The following is an 18,704-nucleotide window of genomic DNA, read 5'->3' as shown; positions in this document are numbered from 1 at the left end:
GGTGCGGCGGCCGGGCGCCCTGGTCGGGCGTCCGGCCGCCGCACTCTAGGAGGACAGGGAGTCCACCCAGCGCTGCAGCAGGGTCTCGGCACCGACGGGACCGAGAACGCTCAGGTCCGTGCCGTGTTCGGTGACCGTGAACCGGGCGACGACCGCATAGAGCGGTTCGAAACCCTCGAGTACGGCCGGGTCCACGGGCCGCCCGGCGAGCCGGACCAACAGGGCACCCGCGTTCGGCACTCCTCGGAACGTCCTGCTTCCGCGCTTGCTCTGGTAGCGCACCAGGTCGTGCCACTGCGCGATCGGCACCGAGGCGTCCCGCCCCGCCGACCTGGGGTACACGGCCGTCAACGATCCGGGGAGGCACGCCGGATCCGGGTGGAGCGCCTCGAGATGCATACGGAGGTCACACTCCACGTCGACGGGGAACTCTGCGCCGGCCCAGTCCGTGAACGCCGCGATGAACGCCGACTCCACGGCCTCCGACCAGGAGTCGGACGACTCCGCCGAGGACCCGACACGGGCGGAGAACACCTCGCGACGGTCCTCGGGCTCGTCGGGGAACGGTGGTACACCGCTGAGCTGGTCCGCCCACTCGACCCGTGCGGCTTCTCCGGCAGCGGACTGGGCCGCCGCGTCGAGTGCCGCCGCCACGTCGACGATCGAAGCGACCGCCGTCCCCGGTTCGGCGGAGCTCCCGTTCACCCGCGCAGCCAGCCGGGCGACGATCCGGTGCACGGTCGCGCGGTCCGCGGCCAGGCCGTGCGCCGCGACCATCAGATGACGGCCCTGCGACGACGTGACGATCGCTGCGTGCACACCCTGCCCACGTGTGATGTCGACTCCGTCGACGATCTGTGCCCGGAGGTCCCGGAACGCCTCGTCGGCTGTCATAGTCGACCGGTCGTGGATCGAGGAGCTCTGCGCGACGAGGTCTCCCGTCATCGGCAGGATCTCGGTCGTCCACAGGCGGCGGTGACGCGGCGACACCCGCTGACGAAGCCAGTCGACCTCCTCCAGGAGCGCTGCGACCGCGTCGTGCAGCCGGTCGGCGTCGGCACCGGCGTCGACGTCGGCCACTTCGGTGACCAGGTGACCGTCGAGCGGCAGACCCGACAACCGCAGACGGTGCTGGTTCACCGTCGGGGTCACGGCGACCGGCGAACCGGCGTCCTGGGACGGGGCCCCGTCGGGCGCGGTCGCCCGGGCGTCCGGAGACGGAACGGCCGCGAGCCGCGCGGGGGTGCGCATCGTGAACACGTCGCGGATCGTGAAGTCCATCCCCCGCCTCCGCGCCTGGCGGACCAACGCGATCGAGGACAGGCTGTCGCCGCCGAGGCGGAAGAAGTCGTCCTCGGCGGACAGGGCGACACCGTCGTCGAGGTGGAGAACCCGGCGGAAGAGCTCGACCAGCGTCCGCTCGGCGTCGGTCCCCGCGGACCTGCCACCGGCCGCACCCGTCGCGAGGTCCGGAGCCGGCAGGGCCCGCCCGTCGAGCTTGCCGTTCGCGGTGACGGGCAAGGCATCGATCCGGCTGAACACGGCCGGGATCATGTACTCCGGCAGTCGTCCCGCCAGGTGCCCGCGCAGGGTGTCGAACAGCTCGCTCTCGTCGCAGGAGCTGTCGGCGGCCGTGATGTACGCCGCGAGCAGGAGCCCTCCTGCGGGGTGGTCCCGCGCGACCACCGCCGCACCGGAGACGCTCCCGTGCCGTTCGAGGACCGACCGGATCTCGTCGAGCTCGATCCGGAACCCGCGGACCTTGACCTGGCCGTCGGACCGGCCGAGGTAGTCCAGACAGCCGCTCTCGTTCCATCGGACCAGGTCCCCGGTGCGGTACAGGCGCTCGCCGGTGCCGCTGAACGGGTCGGCGACGAACCGCTGCGCGGTCAGTCCCTGCTGTCCCACGTAGCCGTCCGCCAGCTGCACGCCACCCAGGTAGAGCTCGCCGGTGACTCCCACCGGCACCGGACGCAACCACCCGTCCAGTACCCGCACCACCGTGTTCGCCACCGGACGGCCGATCGGTACGGACACCGCCTGCCCCAGCTCCTCGGCGACGACGGCATGGCTGGTCACGTCGACCGCCGCCTCCGTGGGGCCGTACAGGTTGTGGAGACCGGCGTCGCCGAAGGTCTGCACGGCCTCGACCGCAGCCGCGGCCGGCAGCGCCTCACCGGAGAAGAAGACGCACCGCACCGACGCGAGCTGCGCCGGATCCGGGCGGGAACCGAGGAACGCCTGCAGCATCGACGGCACGAAGTGCACCACGGTGACCCGCTGTCGCTCGATGACGGCAGCGATGTGGTCCGGGTCCTTGTGGCCGTCGGGTGCTGCGACCACGAGACGGGCTCCGACGATCAACGGCAGGAAGAACTCCCACACCGACACGTCGAAGGTGTTCGGTGTCTTCTGGAGAATCCTGTCCGACGGGCCGACGTCATAGTCGTCGCGCGCCCAGTACAGCCGGTTGACGACCGCTCCGTGGGACAGCTCGACGCCCTTGGGTCGACCCGTCGTACCGGACGTGAAGATCACATACATCGGATCCGCCGCGGTGAGGGGGCGCGTCAACACCGGTGACGTCGACGCACCGGCTCCCATCAGCCCGCGCACCGGTTCCCGGTCGAGCTCGACGACCTCCGTCGCGCACTCGTCGAACACGGCCCGGTGCGGGCCGACGGCGTCCTGCTCGGTGACGACCACGACGGGGGTGGCGTCGGCGAGGACCGCCCGCACCCGCTCGGCGGGATGGCCCGGGTCGATCGGCACGTACGCCGCTCCCGCACGCAGTACCGCGACCAGCGCCACCACCAGGTCCGCGCTCCGCGGCAGCAGCACGGCGACGCGGTCACCCACGCCGACGCCCCGCTCGACGAGCACGTGCGCGAGCGCGTCGACCCGCGCGTCGAACTGCCGGTACGTCAGTTCCACGCCGTCGTCGGCCACCACGGCCACCGCGTCGGGGGTGCGTCGGACCTGTTCCCGTACGAGCGCGTCGACCGTCGTGTCCGCGACGGGAAGCGCAGTGCCCGACGACCATCCGTCGATCCGGCGCCGGTCCTCCTCGCGCAGGAGCGTGAGGTCGGCGAAGCGACGCCCGGCACCCACCGTCTGCCGGAGCCGGCCGAGCGTGCCGAGGGCCTCCTGCCAGAGCTCGACGAGCTCGCGGACGTCGACCTCGTCGAGCACGCCCGCCGCGAACCTGAACCCCCCCTCCAGCACCAGGCCCGTCCCACCCGGCACCGCAGCGACGTTGACGTCGATCGCGGCAGGCGATCGCAGCACGTCCGGGGCGTACCAGTCGATGCCCGGCCGCTCCGGAGCGACCTGCCACGGCGTCGTCCCGCCGGCGCCGACGCTCCCGAACTGTCCCAGGTAGTTGAACCCGATCTGGGGTGCGGCAGCGCTCGCCAGAGCGCCGGCCGTCGAGGGATTGAGATACCGCAGGAGCCCGTACCCGACGCCACGGTCCGGGACCCGCCTCAGGGAGTCCCCCACCCGCAGCACCGCACGCGCGCTCGCGGCCGGGTCGGTGATCGCTTCCACCGGATCGACGTCCTCGGTGTCCAGCGCCACCGGATACCAGGACGTGAACCATCCGACCGTGGAGGTCAGGTCCGCGCCGTCGACCACGCCCTCCTCCCGGCCGTGGCCCTCCAGCCCGACCAGCACACGCCGGCAGCTCACGCCACGCCGCGCCCGCCAGGCCCCCACCGCGACCGCGAGGGTGCCCAGCAGCACGTCGTTGATCTCCACGGCCAATGCGCGCGGGAGCTCAGAGAGAACAGCCCGGGTCACGTCGGCCGGAACCGACATCCGGACCTCGCCCGAGCCCCCGTAGGTGTCCAGCCCGGGGTCGGTCCGGCGCGACCCCAGCAGCGGGTCCTCTCCTCCCAGCACCCCTGACCAGTGGTCGATCTGGGCGACGACATCGGCGTCGTGCGCACGGGAGGCCAGAGCCGCGGACCATGCGGACAGGCTCGTCCCGACCGACAACAGCGACGCCGTCGACACCCCGGTCTCGATCTGCCATGCCTGCGCCAGATCATCACCGATGATGCGCCACGAGACCCCGTCCACCACGAGATGGTGGACGACCAGCAGCAACCGCCCCTCGGGCTCCGCGTGGCCGGTGAACCACCGTGCGCGCCACAGCACCCCGCCCTCGAGGTCCAGCGACCGCGACATCTCCGCAGCCGCCCGGGCCACCCGGTGTCGCCACGAGTCCGATCCCCGTGCATCGCTGACGGTGTCGGTCGAGATCCGGGAGGCGACGTCCATGTCGACCGGATCGTCCACCCCGAACCGCCAGGTACCCGACGCCGTGTCCCGCAGGAGACGACCGCCCAACGCCGGATGGTGCGTGACGACCCGGCTCAGGACGCGCTCGAGCGCGGCGGCATCGAGACCCGCGGGCGTGGTGAACATCGACGACTGCGTGAACGACTCGAATCCCGGCAGCCCCGCATGCGCGACGGCGATCGGCACCAGTCCCGACGTCTGCGGCGGCGGCGACGGCAGGTGGGCCCGGACCCCGCGGTCGACCGGTGCCCTGACCGGGCCTGCGGGATCGGCCTGCACGGGTTCGAGGGGCCCCGCCCCACGCGGTGGGGCGTCGGGCACCCCGGGTGATCCCACGATCAGCGAGACCGCCCGGAGATAGAGGTCGACGATCCGGTCGGCGACCTCGTCGCCGACGGCCGTCCGGTCGTTGGTGACCTCCACCGCGACCGACTCGTGCAGGTTCACCAGCACGCTCAGCCGGTAGTGCGGCGTCTCGACGTAGCGGATCGGTCCGAGGCGCGGTTCCTCGGCCGAGTCCGGCCGCTTCAGGTTCTGGATCGAGAACAGGGTGTCGAAGAGCTCGCTGAGTCCGGTGCCCGAGTGCAGGTCGAGCAGCGGCACGTGCTGGTGGTCCAGCACCGTGGCCTCGGCCACGACGAAGCGCTGCACGATCTCGTCGACGGTGTCCTCGGGGTACCACTGCACCCGCGTCGGGACCGTGTTGACGACCATCCCGACGATCCGGTCGATACCGCCGACGTCCTCACCCCGACCTGCCGTCGTGGACCCGAACACGACGTCGGTCCGGGTCATGACGCAGCCGAGGGTGATCCCCCAGGCGACGGTCAGGACCGCCGCCTCGGTGACCGCACGGGTACGGGCGTAGTCGCGCAGCGCACGGCGCCGATCCGGGTCCAGCACCCGATGGCGCCGACCGAATCCCACCGCCGCACCGGCCGGTACGACGTCCGTGACGAGGGTCGGCGCGTCGGCCCCGGCGAGGTACCGGCTCCATGCCGCGACGTCGCCGGCGGCGTCCCGCTGATGCACCCACCACCGGAGGAAATCCCCGAACTGGGGCGCGGGCGCCGCAGGGGTCTCGCCGCGATACGCGGCCATGATGTCGTCCCAGATCACGGCGACGGACCAGCCGTCCGCGACGAGGTGATGGACCGTCTGCACCAGACAGTGCCGATCGTCCCCGAGGTCGATCAGCGTGTAGCGCATCAACGGGGGGCGGGTGAGGTCGAATCCCTCGTCCCTGTCCTCCTGGGCGGCCGACGCGACGAAGGCCGCTGTCTCCGCATCCGGTCGACCGATGTGCTCCAGTGTCCGGAACCCCGGTGCGCGCGGCGTTCCTATCGTCGAGACGAGCCTGCCGGACGGTGCGGTGTGGAACCCTGCGGCGAGTGCCTCGTGACGCTCGACGACCGCGTGGGTCGCCCGCGCCAGTCGGGCCGGATCGAGTGCGCCGATGACGTCCACGACCTGCTGGACGATGTAGGTGTCGTCCGTGCCGTTGGCCACCGAGTGGAAGTAGATCCCGGACTGGACAGCCGTCAGCGGCAACACCGCGCGCAGGTCCGGCAGGGCGGAGGAGAGCTCGGCGGCATCGTCGTCGTCGAGAACGACCAGGGGGCGATCGGTCGGATCCGCCGGCCGGGCCCGGCCGGCGGTCTGCCCGCTCCCCGGCCCGACCACCGCGGCCAGGCGCCGCGGTGTGCGGTACGCGGTGAGGTCCTTGACCCGCACGACGATTCCCGCGGCCCGCAGGGACCGCACCAGGCCGACCGCCACGATGCTGTCACCACCGAGTGCGAAGAAGTCGTCGTCGACGCCGACCTCGCTGACGCCCAGCATCGTCGCGAAGGCCTCGCACAGGAGACTCTCGTGCGAGGTCTCCGGCGCGACCACGTCGTCCCGCTCGACGTCCGCGGGTTCCGGCAGGGCTGCGCGGTCGACCTTGCCGTTCGTGTTGAGCGGGAAGGAGTCCAGGACCAGCAGCACCGACGGCACCATGTAGTCGGGCAGCTGCGACAGGCACCATTCCCGCACGGCGTCGGGTTCGAGCCGTGCTCCCGGCATCGGTGTCAGGTAGCCGATCAGGCTGGGACCGCTGCCGCGGCCGTGCGCGGTCACGACCGCCTGCCGGACATCGGGGTGCCGCGCCAGCGACACCTCGATCTCCTCCAGCTCGACACGCCTGCCACCGATCTTCACCTGGTTGTCGGCGCGGCCGAGGAACTCCAGCGAACCATCCGGGTTCCACCGGGCGAGATCACCGGTGCGGTACATCCGCGAGCCGTCGGAGTCGAAGGCGTTCGCGACGAAACTCGCAGCGGTGAGTCCGGGTTTGCCGACGTATCCGCGGCCGAGGAGGAACCCGGCAGCGTAGAGCTCACCGCCGGTCCCGACCGGCACCGGCTCGAGCCGGTCGTCCAACACGTAGAGCTGCGTGTGCGGATTGGGCCGTCCGATCGAGGTCGAGATGCGTTCGGCACGATCCCGGTAGATCACGTGCGAGACGCCGATCGTGGCCTCCGCCGGGCCGTACCCGTGGTACAGCGTGGTCGAGAGCTGCCTGCGGAACCTGTCGAACAGGTCCGGGGTGAGAACCTCGCCGCCGCACCACACGTGCCGCACGCTCGCCAACGACGACTCCGCCTGCTCGGACCGGTTCAGGTCGAGGGCCAGGAGGGCATCGAGCATCGACGAGACGAGATAGAGATAGGTGACGCGCTCCGCCGCGATGACGTCCAACAGGTAGTCCGGGTCCTTCTCACCGTCCGGCGCGGCCACCACCACGTACCCGCCGGACACCAGGGGCAAGAGGATCTCGTTGACCGAGATGTCGAAGGCGAGTGGAGCCTTGAACAGCGATGCGTCGCCCGGCCCGAACAGCAGGACGTGGTCGCGTTGCCACATCAGGCGCTCACAGATCGCCTCGTGACGGATCATCGCGCCCTTCGGGACGCCCGTCGAGCCCGAGGTGAAGATCACGTACGCCAGCTGCCCACCGGCGATCGGCACATCCGGGAGCCAGGGATCGAGCCCGCCGAACCGCCAGTCGTCGAGGCTCACCAGGATCTGCTCGGCCGACAGCGACGCCTGCTGCTCCGCCGAGACCAGCACGACCTTCGCCGACGCGTCGGCCACCACCGTCTCGCGACGGGCCTCGGGCCACTCGGGATCGACCGGGACGAACGCACCGCCCGCGACCATGCTCGCGAGGACGCCGATCACCATCTCGGCCGACCGCGGCATGGCGATCGCGACCACGTCCTCCGCGACGACACCACCCGCGCGCAAGTGGCGCGCCAGTTGGGCCACCTTCACCGAGAGCTCGTCGTAGGTCAGGCGCCTCGTGCCGTCGACCAGAGCGAGTGCGTCGGGGTTCGAGTGGACCGCCGCCGCGAAGAGCTCTGGGACAGTCGCCGTGACCTGTGGCGTCGAACGATGGTTCCACGACTCGTGCGGCCATGCGATGTCGGCCTGTCCGGCGCCCTCTGGTCCGTGCAGTGTCTTCGAGTCGTCCACCCGCATCCTTCACTTTCGCAGCGCAACGCTCCGATCTCGATCGGAGCTGCCATCGGTAGCGGGATCGCCTGGATGCCGACGAGTCTCCGAGGACATGCGGCGACCACCGCCGAACATTAGCTTAGCCTGCCCTAATTTCTACCGCCGTCACCCCCACTGCACCCTGCGGCCACCCCTCTCCATCACTTCCGACACCGCCGGAGGCCACCCGGGCGGGTGGACGGACCGGGTCCAACCACAGGTTATGCTAACCTAACTTCGTTTCATGAAGTGCACTCCCAGGAACTGGAGTCGAGAATCTTGTCCGGAAATCCATTCGATGACGAAGACGGAACCTTCCTGGTCCTGGTGAACAGCCGGGGCCAGCACTCACTGTGGCCGTCCTTCGCCGAGGTTCCCGGCGGCTGGGAAGTCCGGTACGGGGGACCGTCGGGCACCGACCGCCGAGCATGTCTCGACTACGTCGATGCCTCCTGGCAGGACATCCGCCCCCTCGACGTGCCGGTCGAGGCGCACGACTCCGTCGCCGGCTGAGTTCGCCGACGTCCCAGGCCCGGTCGGGCGCACCAGTGGTCCGACCGAGCCCGGATGGACGTCGGGCCTCACGATCAGGTGATCGCGTCGGCGTCGCGCAGGCTGTCGAACAGCGCGGCACGACGCATGTAGGCGCGCGCAGCATCGGCGTCGTCCGCCGTGCGGCGCAGGTCGTCGAGGTTGCGCCGACGAACAGCGGGATCGCGCTCCTCCAGCAACCGCTTGTTGGCGATGGTCTGCGCCTGCACGTAGTTGACGGCGGCATGACGGCGCTGACGGCTGTAGAGATCGAGCACGGACTCGCCGGACGAACCCGCGATCACCGCGGCGATCTTGCCCGCCACATTGATGGCGTCATGGATCCCACCGTTCATTCCCATCCCGCCGATGGGATTGTTGACATGTGCGCTGTCACCGGCGAGAAGAATCCTTCCGCGCCGGAAGGTGGCGGCCACACGCTGGCTGACTCCGTAGACCTTGGCGTACTCGACGTGGTAGGCGCCGGCCTTCGGGAAGAACTTCTGCAGTCTCTGCTCGACCCGCTCCTCCGAGAGAGCGACCGACTCCTCCTCATCGGACCCGATCGGCAGAATGACTCGCCAGAGGCCCTCGGGAGCCTCCCCCCGCACCTTGAACACGTTCGCCCACTCCGCCGGATCGGAGAAGTAGTTCCGCAGCGACAGATTCGACTTCACGGTCTTGAAGTCGAAGCTCGTGGCGATCTTGATGAATCGTTCCGGATAGGTGAACCCCTCGAACTTGATTCCGGCGAGCTTCCGCACCGTCGACCTGCCGCCATCGCATCCGACGACGTACGCCGCCCTCATGCGTTCCGTCCCGGTCGGCGTCGAACACTCGACCTCGACCCCCCGGTCGGTCTCGGTCAGCGATGTCACCGTGTGCGAGAAGCGCATGTCGAAATCGGAGTCGTTCGCGTACTCCTCGACGATCGCCGCCGTGAGCTTGTACTGCTCGAACTGCAGAACGTACGGAAACGGGGTCTCGTCCTTCAGTCGGCCGAGATCGAACTCGGCCACCACCTCGCCGGTCGGCCGATCGTGGAATCGATAGACGCTGGACCGAAGGCCCCGATCACGGATCCTCTCCACGAGACCGAACTCATCGAGCATCTCCAGGGTGCTGGGATGGATCGACGCGGCGCGCTGGTCCTGCACGGGCGAGGGATCCGCCTCGAGGACGGTGACCGGTACACCCATACGCGAGAGCGCCAGTCCACAGACCGCACCCACGGGGCCCGCACCCGCTACGACCACGCGGTTGGTTCCATGCGATGTGTTCATCGTTCAGAGGTCGGTCTTCGCTTCCTGGCCCAGCATCCGCTGCAGACGCTTGCTCACCTTGCCGACGGCGGTGTAGGGGAACTCGTCGACGAGTTCCACCACGTCGGGGAGCTTGTACGTGGCCAGGCCTCCGGCTCGGAGGAACTGGCGGATCTTCCCCACGGTGAGATCGGCGACACCGTCCGGCGACCGAGGGATCACGTACGCCTTGACACGTTCTCCGAGGTGCTCGTCATCGATGCCGACCACCGATGCGTTGTGCACACCGGGGTGCGCCAGAATGGCGTTCTCCAGCTCCTCGGGGGCGATCTTCTCGCCGCCCCGGTTGATCTGGTCCTTGGAGCGTCCGACCACCCGGATGAATCCGCGGTCGTCACGCTCCACGATGTCGCCGGTTCGATAGAACCCATCCGCGGTGAACGCCAGGGCATTCTGCTCGGGATTGCGGTAGTACCCGCGGATCACCGACGGACCGCGAGTCAACAGGTGACCCGGCAGACCGGGTGGCACATCGTCGCCCTGGTCGTCGACCACCCGGATCTCATCGGCCGCGGACGCCGGCCGTCCCTGGTATCGCACGCTGGTCTCACGGTCGACGTCGGCCGGGTTGCTGACGACGAGACCTTCACCCATCCCGAAGCTCTGCGACAGCTGCACGCCGAACTCCGGCTCGACGCGGCTCGCCGCCTCCTCCCCCAGCTTGGCGCCCCCGCACATGACGGTCTTCAGGCTCGAGAGGTCATACGCACCGCGTTGCGACGAGTTCAACCAGGCCAGAAGGATCGGCGGCACCAGTGACACCCGGTTCACCCGGTGCCTCTCGATCAACGGGAACGCGACGTCGGGACTGCCGTTGGCGGCGATGACGACGGTGGCACCGACACTGAACGCGCCGAGGAATCCGGGTGAGCGCGTCGACATGCTGTGGCAGATCGGAATGACCAGAAGATGCACCGTGCTCTCGACGATCCCGCGTTCGCCGACACTCCTGCGCAGCGCGTAACCATATGTGCAGTGGCTGTGCGGCATCAGCTTCGGAACGCCCGTCGTCCCACCGGAGATTTGCAGCAACGCGACGTCCTGTGGGCTGGTCCGGCGGTCGTGTTCGAGCGAACCGTGCGACAGCAGCGATTCGTACTCGCTCCCACCGCCACCACGGCCGAGGACGACGGTGTGTTCCAGGTGCGACCACCGTTGCTTCAGCTCGTCAGCCATCGCGCGGAGGTCGGTACCGCCGTCGGACTCGACGGTGATGTAGGCGCGCGCCTCCGCGACCATGACGAAGTGCTCGATCTCGGTGCGCCGGTGTGCGATGGGCGCGACGACCGGAACCACCCCGAGCTCCCACAGGGCGAAGACGAAGACGATATACTCATAGGTGTTGGGCAGATGCACCACCACCCGATCTCCCCGACGCAGGCCGAGGGCGTTGAGTCCGGCCGCCAGCCGTAGGATCTCACCGGTCAGTCGGGCGTAGGTCAGCTGCGAATCACGGTCGATGACTGCGACCTTGTCGGGGAGCCGACCGGCCGTCTCGAACAACAGCTCAGGCAGCGTCTGATCGCGCCAGTAGCCCTTGCTCACGTACTCTGCCACCGTCTCCGCCGGATACGGAACGACACCGTCGAGGGTCAGCGGTTCGATAGTCATGCGGGTCCTTCCGGGCGATCGCCCACGATTTCGTCGACCACGTGTCTGCTCACGGATCACCACTGATCGGGCTGTGCGGATTCGCGCCGGCTCAGCTCAGAGTCAGCACCGCGTCCAGCCCCACCGTCGTTCCCGGGAGAGTCGGAACAGCACGCAGTGCGGCCAGAACTCCGGGCATGAGCGACTCACGCGTCACCGAGTCATAGCGCAGCGTGAGGATTTCGCCCTCTATGCCGAGCAGAACCTGCTGGGACGACATGAACCCGCGGACACGGACCGCGTGAACCCCGATTCCCTCAACCTGTCCACCACGGGCCCCATAGGGATCGCTGGTGGTCGCATCGGGAGACGGAGCGCAATTCGCCTCAGCCCGCGCCCGTGCCATGACCTCAGCCGTGTGCTGGGCAGTCCCGGACGGCGCGTCGACCTTGCCCGGGTGGTGCATCTCGATGATCTCGACGGACTCGAAGAAGGGGGCGGCCTGCGCGGCGAACCGGGTCATCAGTACCGCGCCGACGGAGAAGTTGGGGACGACGAGCACATTGACTGCATCCGACTTGCCGATGGCAGCACGAATCTTCTCGATGGCCGCTTCATCGAAACCGGACGTACCCACCACGACGTGACGCCCCTGCTCGATACACCACTGCACCTGCTCGTGGGCGACCCCAGGCGGAGAGAACACGAGCACGACGTCGGCGTTCTGGTCGACCACACTGTTCATGTCGTCGTCGACATCGATCTCGGTGACGACACTCATGTCAGGGCTGTCGCCGATCGCGCGCACCGATGCGCGCCCCATCCGTCCGAGAGCTCCGACCACAGCGATCCGAATCATATGCGTAGCCTACCCTAACCCATCCCCGCTGACGGAAGAGTCATGTCCGCACGCAACCGCTTCCTGTACTCCGGGCTCAGGGCTCAGGGCTCACTGAGCAGGGCGGGTCCCGGACCCGAGCGCTCCGTGGCCGACGGGGTCGCCCCCCGTGCAACTCGCGCCGTCGCGGAGCGCACGCGTGATGCGACCACGACGAGGCCACCGAGCTGTTTGCGTCGAGCTAGTTGTGATGCCCAGCCAGGTTGTTCAGTCTGGTGATGGGTGCTGCCTTGCCGACCGCGGAGTCGGTTCGACCGGCCGGGCGCGACCGACCGGACCCGGCGGGTGTTCGCGCGGCGGGTCAGCCAGTCAGCGAGCTGGGCGTTGAAGTCGTGCGGGCCGGTGAAGCGGCGTCCGGGCAGGAACGAGGGCTCCAGATAGCCGTTGCCGCGTTCGACGACCCCTTTGAACTCCGGGTCGTGGCGTGGGGCCAACCGGATCCGGGTGGCCAGGGTCCCGGCAAACGCCGCCGCGGGTGCGGTGATCCGCCCGCTGCCGCCGATCCGGCCTCACGGTCCCAGACCAGCATCTTCGTCACCCGCCCGACCCCGGCGATGAGCTGCCACATCCCCGAGAGCAGGTCCCCGGTCTGGCGCGAGGGCAGCATCACCGCGGACAGGAACCGCGAGTAGCCATGGGCCATCACCAGCACCGGCAGTGTGTGGGCCTGGCCCGCGCCGACCGGGATCGCGACGTCGGGGAACCACGGGTCGCACTGGGTGATCTCGCCCGGCTCACAGACCGTGCGGTCAGCCGGGTCGTCGCCGACGTACTCAGGTCGGATCGTGCGGATCCGGTCCTTGAGGCTCGTCAGCGAGTGCGGCCACTCGATCCGCTCGGCGATCACCGTGGCCGGCATACGAGGGAACTCCACCAACAACGCCCGCACCCGCGGCTCGACCGCATCCACCAACGATCCCCGCGGCGGGGGCTGATACTTCGGCGCCCGGTCCGAGCTCAATGCCGAGCGCACCGTGTTCCGGGAGATCTGCAGCCGACGAGCGATCTCACTGATCGACACCCCCTCGGCCCGATGCAACCGGCGGATCTCCGCCCAGTCCTCCACCTTGATCACCCCCTCACGATCTCGGAGGGGTGGTCACTTTTCAGCCGTCGGCATCTGTCCGGTCTTCACCCGTCGTCGACACTTGCGTCGGGGCGACGAAACCCGTGGTACCTCAGGTCGCGCCCTGCCGGCACCACCAGGCCTATCGAGACTCCACAGCCGGGCGCGGGATCACGGCCGGTGTCCCGACGAGCGCACCCCGAGGACGAGGACGCCCAAGGACACGCGATCGCGGACAGCGGCGAACAGCGGCGGCCAGAAGACCGGCGGCCGACAGACCCCCGGCTCCATACGGCACCAGCCTCGCCGGGCGAGACTTCACCAACAAGCCGCTGAACTGGAAGAACTCATCCGGTACCGGCCCCGCTCGCCTGCTGCCGGCCGCAGCCATCGTCCTGCTCCAGCCACTTCATACAGTGTCGTACCTCGAGCACATCGTGATCTATATCCTGTCAGGGTAGATTTACCTAACTTCCCCCGTAGTGTCCGATCAGTCCGGATCTTACCTGTGCTGTATCAAGTCTCGTCCCACTTCTCGAAAGGACGGTCATGGCCTTCACGGTGCCCTGTCGCAGCCGGTGGTACGTGGTGCCTGCCATCGCGCTCGCAGCACTCCTCGCGCTGGCCGGCTGCACGACACCCACCGACGACGGTGACGCCGCGACCCCCGGTTCCACCGCCCTGCCGCCCGCTGAGGGAGCCACGCAGTACCCGCTGACGCTCACCACGTGGGCGGGCGAGACGGTGCTCGAGCAGCGGCCCGAGCGGATCGCCGTGATCGGCTTCTCGCCGAACATGGACGCGCTGGAGGCCCTGGGCGTCACCCCGGTCTACACGATGGCCGAAGAGAGCGAGTGGCCGTGGCGGAGCCAGGAGTGGCTGTCGGGAGTCGAGTTCCGCGACACCGTCACCCGGCGCGACCCGATCAACTTCGAAGGGATCGCCTCGACCCGTCCGGATCTGATCGTGGCTACCAACTGGGTCCAGGACGAGCCCACCTTCGAGCGGCTCAGCTCGATCGCCCCGGTGCTGGAGAACCCGACCCAGGTCAAGGGTGATCAGATCAGCTGGCAGGACACCCAGCGGATGATCGGCGAGGCACTGGACCTGAGCGCCGCGTCCGACACCGCGGTCACCGAGGCCGAGCAGACCATCGAGCGGGTCGCGCAGGAGAACCCGGAGTACGCGGACCGTACGATCACGATCGCCACCGACTACACCCAGAGCGGTATCGACTACTACACCGCCGCCGGCGGGACCGCCGAGGCCGCGACGCGCCAGATGGGGTTCAGGCCGAATCCGCTGGCCGAGAACTTCACCGCCGACGCCGGCGTCGCCGACGAGCAGATCGGCCAGCTCGACGCCGACGTGCTCGTCGTGTTCTACACCGACCCCGCCTCGAAGACCGCCCGCGAGGCCACCCCGCTGTTCCAATCGCTGCCCCCTGTCGCCGAAGGCCGCTACCTCGGCATCACCATCGACGACCCCGACAGCGCCATGACCTGGGTGCTGCGCCGCGGCGCGAGTGTGACCAGCCTGCCGTGGACCGTCCAGCGGCTGTCCGAGCGGATCAACGCGCTGGGCACCGCCTGACCGTGTGTACGTGATCGGGACGGGCGCGACATGAACGACGCACCGCGAGCCGGCGTCGCGACCGCACGGCGTACCGGGCGGGGGGACTCCCCCGCCCGGTCATCGCTGTACCGGCGCCGGGCACTCGGGCTGGCCGTGATCCTCGGCGGACTGGGGGTGGCGACGATCCTGAGTCTGGCCCATGGCGCGAACCCGCTCGGCTACGACCAAGTGTGGTCGGGGCTGTGGAGGCGGGACGGTTCGCAGGCGTCGATCATCATCTGGACCGAGCGGTGGCCCCGTACGCTGCTCGGGGTCGCCGTGGGCGCCGCGCTCGGCGTCGCCGGAGCGCTGATCCAGGCGCTCACCCGCAACCCGCTCGCCGAGCCGGGAATCCTGGGGGTCAACGCAGGCGCCGGCTTCGCCGTGACCCTGGGCGCAGGGGTGTTCGGGCTCGCCGGCATCTCCCAGTACGTGTGGTTCGCCTTCCTCGGCGCCGCGGTGACCACCGTCGTGGTATTCGTGATCGGTTCCGCGGGCGGCGGGACGGCGTCCCCGGTCACCCTGGTCCTGGCCGGAGTGGCGCTCGGCGCGATGCTCAACGGGTTCTCCACGTTCCTCACCCTGATCGACCCGGACACGTTCCGGTCGTTCCGCAACTGGGGCCTGGGGTCGCTGGCGCGGACCACGATGGAGGACACGCTGCTCGTCGCGCCATTCCTCCTGGTCGGCCTGATCGGCGCGCTGGCGCTGGCCGGGCCGCTGAACTCGATCGCCCTCGGTGACGACCTGGCGGCCTCGCTCGGCACCCGGGTGGGCCGCACCCGGGCGCTGGGCATCGGTGTCGTCACCCTGCTGGCGGGCGGCGCGACGGCCCTGACCGGCGGCATCGCGTTCCTCGGGCTGATGGTGCCGCACGTGGTGCGCTGGTTCGTCGGCCCGGACCAGCGGTGGATCATCGCCTACTCGGCGCTGGCCGCGCCGGTGCTCGTCCTGGTCGCCGACGTGCTGGGCCGGGTGCTCGTGCGCCCCAGCGAGATCGAGGTCGGGGTCGTCGCGGCGGTCATCGGCGCACCGGTGCTGATCGCGCTGGTCCGCCGGAGGGAGGCGAGCAGCCTGTGACGACCACACCGACCCGCCCCGACGAGCGGGTGGACTTCGGCTACACAACCCGCACGGTCCGCACCCGGTGGCTCTCCGGCCGCGTCGGCGTCCGGCTGCTGGCGGTCTCCGCGGCGGTCCTCGCGGTCGCCGTGGCGGTCTCCGTCGTGTCGCTGGGGCTGGGCGACTTCCGGCTCGGCGTCGGCGAGGTCGTGCAGGCACTGCTCGGCGGCGGGCGGGAGTTCCAGCGCATCATCGTGACCGAGTGGCGGCTGCCGGTGGTGCTCGCGGCGCTGGTGTTCGGTGCGCTGCTCGGCATCGGCGGGGCGATCTTCCAGTCGCTGACCCGCAACCCGCTGGGCTCCCCGGACGTGATCGGCTTCGACGCCGGCTCCTACACCGGGGTAGTGCTGACCCTGCTCGTCGTCGGCGCGAGCAGCTACTGGAACGTCGCGTTCGCGGCGCTGGCCGGCGGCCTGCTCACCGCGTTCGCGGTGTACGTGCTGGCCTACCGTGGCGGCATCGCCGGGTTCCGCCTGATCATCGTCGGGATCGGGATCTCGGCGATGCTCACCTCGGTCAACTCCTACCTGGTCACCCGCGCCGACATCGACGACGCGATGGTCGTCGGGTTCTGGGCGGCGGGCTCGATCGCCAACGTGACCTGGACGCCGATGCTGCCCTCGCTGGGGATCGCCGCGGTGATCGTCGTCGCGACCGTGCTGCTGTCCCCGGCGCTGCGCCGCCTCGAGCTCGGCGACGACGCCGCCGTCACCCAGGGCACCCGGGTCGGCGCGGCCCGGCTCGGGCTGCTCGTGGTGGGCGTGTCGACCACCGCGCTGGTGACCGCGGCGGCCGGCCCGATCGGGTTCGTCGCGCTCGCCGCCCCGCAGCTGGCCCGGCGGCTCACCCGCTCCCCCGGGGTCAGCACCGCGGCCTCCGCCGCGATGGGCGCGGCGCTGCTCGCCTCGGCGCACCTGCTGAGCCTGGCGATCGCCGAGGTGTACCGGGCCATCCCGGTCGGGCTGATCACCGTCTGCCTCGGCGGCTGCTACCTGATCTGGCTGCTCGTCCGCGAGGCACGGCGGCAGTACGGAACGTTCGCATGACCGACCCGGGAGCCCCCTCGTTGAACACCTCGTCACACGGGACGCACGCTCGGCTCGTCACCCGCGACGCCGCGATCGGCTACCGCGGGCGGGTCGTCGCCGACGACCTGTCGCTGGACATCCCGGACGGCTCGTTCACCGCGATCATCGGCCCGAACGGCTGCGGCAAGTCCACGGTGCTGCGCGCGCTGTCCCGGATCCTGCCGCCGTCGTCCGGGCAGATCCTGCTCGACGGCAAGGAGATCGCGTCCTACCCGCCGAAGGAGGCCGCCCGCAGCATCGGGCTGCTCCCGCAGAGCTCGCTCGCCCCGGACGGCATCCGGGTCGCCGACCTGGTGGCCCGCGGGCGGGCGCCGTACCAGAACCTGATCCACCAGTGGCGCGGCTCCGACGAGGAGGCCGTCCGGTCGGCGCTGGAGGCGACCCGGCTGACCGAACTGTCCGGACGGCTGGTCGCCGAGCTGTCCGGCGGGCAGCGGCAGCGGGTGTGGGTGGCGATGCTGCTCGCCCAGGACACCCCCATCATGCTGCTGGACGAGCCGACGACGTTCCTCGACATCGCCCACCAGTACGAGCTGATGGAGCTGTTCCGGTCGCTGCACGAGGGCGGCCGGACGATCGTGGCCGTCCTGCACGACCTCGGCCAGGCGGCCCGGTACGCCGACCACCTCGTCGTCATGCGGGAGGGCCGGGTCGTCACCGCGGGCCCGCCGCACGAGGTGATCACCGCCGAGCTGATCGACGAGGTGTTCGGGCTGCGCTGCCTGGTCGTGCCCGACCCCGTCACCGGCACCCCTACGGTGGTGCCGCTCGACCCCCGCACCGTGAGCACGGAAGGACATCGATGAGTACTCCCGGAAACCGCCCGCGGCGGCCGCAGATCGTGCTGGAGGTGCTCGAGCGCACCCGGCTCACGCCGCACATGGTGCGCATCGTCGCCGGTGGGCCCGGCATCGCCGACGTCACCGACAACGGGCACACCGACGCCTACACGAAGATGCTGTTCGCACCCCCCGGCAGCGACCTGACCCCGCCCTACGACCTCGCCGCGCTGCGCGAAGAGCTGCCGGTCGAGGCGCTGCCGTCGACCCGCACCTACACCATCCGCCGCTTCGACCTGGAGAACCAGCGGATCTGGATCGACTTCGTTGTGCACGGCGACACCGGCGTGGCCGGGCCCTGGGCGGCGACGGCCGAGCCCGGCTCCCCGGTGGTGCTCGGCGGGATCGGCGGCGGCTACGCCCCCGACCCGCAGGCCGACCGGCACCTGCTCGCCGGTGACGAGTCGGCCCTGCCCGCGATCGCGTCCGCGCTGGAGGCGATGCCTGCCGACGCACGCGGCGTCGCACTGCTCGAGGTCAACTCCGCCGCCGACGAACTCGACCTTACCGCGCCCGACGGTCTCGAGGTGCGCTGGCTGCACCGTGACGGCGCCGAGGCCGGGACGACCGACCTGCTCGTCGACGCCGTCCGAGGTCTCGACTGGCCCGCCGGGCGGGTACAGGTCTTCGTGCACGGCGAGCGGGCCGCCATGAAGTCGCTGCGCCCACACCTCACCGACGAGCGCGGCCTCGACCGGTCCCAGCTGTCGCTGTCGGCCTACTGGGCGCACGGCCGGAAGGAGGACGTGTTCCAGTCCGAGAAGCGCGAGGCCGTCGGGCAGATCTGAG

General features: G+C 70.0%; 10 protein-coding genes and 1 pseudogene. 6 read left to right on the top strand and 5 right to left on the bottom strand.

Going from position 1 to position 18,704, the window contains the following annotated elements; translation table 11 throughout:
* Window positions 1-45: 45 nt before the first annotated feature.
* Complete coding sequence (locus DMP17_RS30580; RefSeq protein ID WP_337831335.1) at window positions 46-7,824, bottom strand: amino acid adenylation domain-containing protein; 7,779 nt, start codon at window positions 7,822-7,824, stop codon at window positions 46-48.
* Between the two features lie 300 nt (window positions 7,825-8,124).
* On the opposite strand from DMP17_RS30580, the gene DMP17_RS30575 reads away from it, so the two are divergent.
* The gene (locus tag DMP17_RS30575; protein WP_337831334.1) at window positions 8,125-8,358 is read left to right on the top strand and encodes an MbtH family protein; all 234 of its coding nucleotides are present in this window, start codon (window positions 8,125-8,127) and stop codon (window positions 8,356-8,358) included.
* Window positions 8,359-8,432: 74 nt separating this feature from the next.
* On the opposite strand, the gene DMP17_RS30570 is transcribed toward DMP17_RS30575, so the two are convergent.
* The 4 genes and pseudogenes from DMP17_RS30570 to istA form a co-directional block, all read right to left on the bottom strand.
* Window positions 8,433-9,659: an FAD-dependent oxidoreductase gene (locus DMP17_RS30570; protein ID WP_337831333.1), complete on the bottom strand. Its 1,227-nt coding sequence runs from the start codon at window positions 9,657-9,659 to the stop codon at window positions 8,433-8,435.
* 3 nt (window positions 9,660-9,662) lie between these two features.
* Window positions 9,663-11,309 carry a (2,3-dihydroxybenzoyl)adenylate synthase gene (locus DMP17_RS30565; protein WP_337831332.1) on the bottom strand — a complete coding sequence of 549 codons (1,647 nt, stop codon included), beginning with the start codon at window positions 11,307-11,309 and terminating at the stop codon, window positions 9,663-9,665.
* Window positions 11,310-11,400: 91 nt separating this feature from the next.
* On the bottom strand, window positions 11,401-12,147 hold the full coding sequence (dapB, locus tag DMP17_RS30560) for a 4-hydroxy-tetrahydrodipicolinate reductase (protein ID WP_337831331.1): 747 nt from the start codon (window positions 12,145-12,147) through the stop codon (window positions 11,401-11,403).
* 305 nt (window positions 12,148-12,452) lie between these two features.
* Window positions 12,453-13,261: pseudogene (istA, locus tag DMP17_RS30555) on the bottom strand (IS21 family transposase); the annotation flags it as partial.
* Between the two features lie 540 nt (window positions 13,262-13,801).
* Between istA and DMP17_RS30550 the strand changes: the two are divergent.
* Genes DMP17_RS30550 through DMP17_RS30530 form a run of 5 tightly spaced genes read left to right on the top strand, consistent with a single transcriptional unit; the run spans window position 13,802 to window position 18,703 of the window.
* Window positions 13,802-14,845, top strand: coding sequence for an ABC transporter substrate-binding protein (locus DMP17_RS30550; protein ID WP_337831330.1), 1,044 nt, complete (start codon window positions 13,802-13,804; stop codon window positions 14,843-14,845).
* Between the two features lie 30 nt (window positions 14,846-14,875).
* Entirely contained in the window at window positions 14,876-15,946 is a 1,071-nt protein-coding gene (locus DMP17_RS30545; RefSeq protein WP_337831329.1) for a FecCD family ABC transporter permease, read from the top strand.
* Window positions 15,943-17,034 carry a FecCD family ABC transporter permease gene (locus tag DMP17_RS30540; RefSeq protein WP_337831328.1) on the top strand — a complete coding sequence of 364 codons (1,092 nt, stop codon included), beginning with the start codon at window positions 15,943-15,945 and terminating at the stop codon, window positions 17,032-17,034. The genes DMP17_RS30545 and DMP17_RS30540 overlap by 4 nt, the downstream gene beginning before the upstream one ends.
* Entirely contained in the window at window positions 17,031-17,882 is an 852-nt protein-coding gene (locus DMP17_RS30535) for an ABC transporter ATP-binding protein (protein ID WP_060573135.1), read from the top strand. The genes DMP17_RS30540 and DMP17_RS30535 overlap by 4 nt, the downstream gene beginning before the upstream one ends.
* Window positions 17,879-18,703, top strand: coding sequence for a siderophore-interacting protein (locus tag DMP17_RS30530; protein WP_337831327.1), 825 nt, complete (start codon window positions 17,879-17,881; stop codon window positions 18,701-18,703). Before DMP17_RS30535 ends, DMP17_RS30530 begins: the two co-directional genes overlap by 4 nt.
* Window position 18,704 lies beyond the last annotated feature (1 nt).

This window comes from Pseudonocardia sp. TMWB2A, from assembly GCF_017312135.1.
This window is presented reverse-complemented; position numbering and strand designations above follow the sequence as displayed.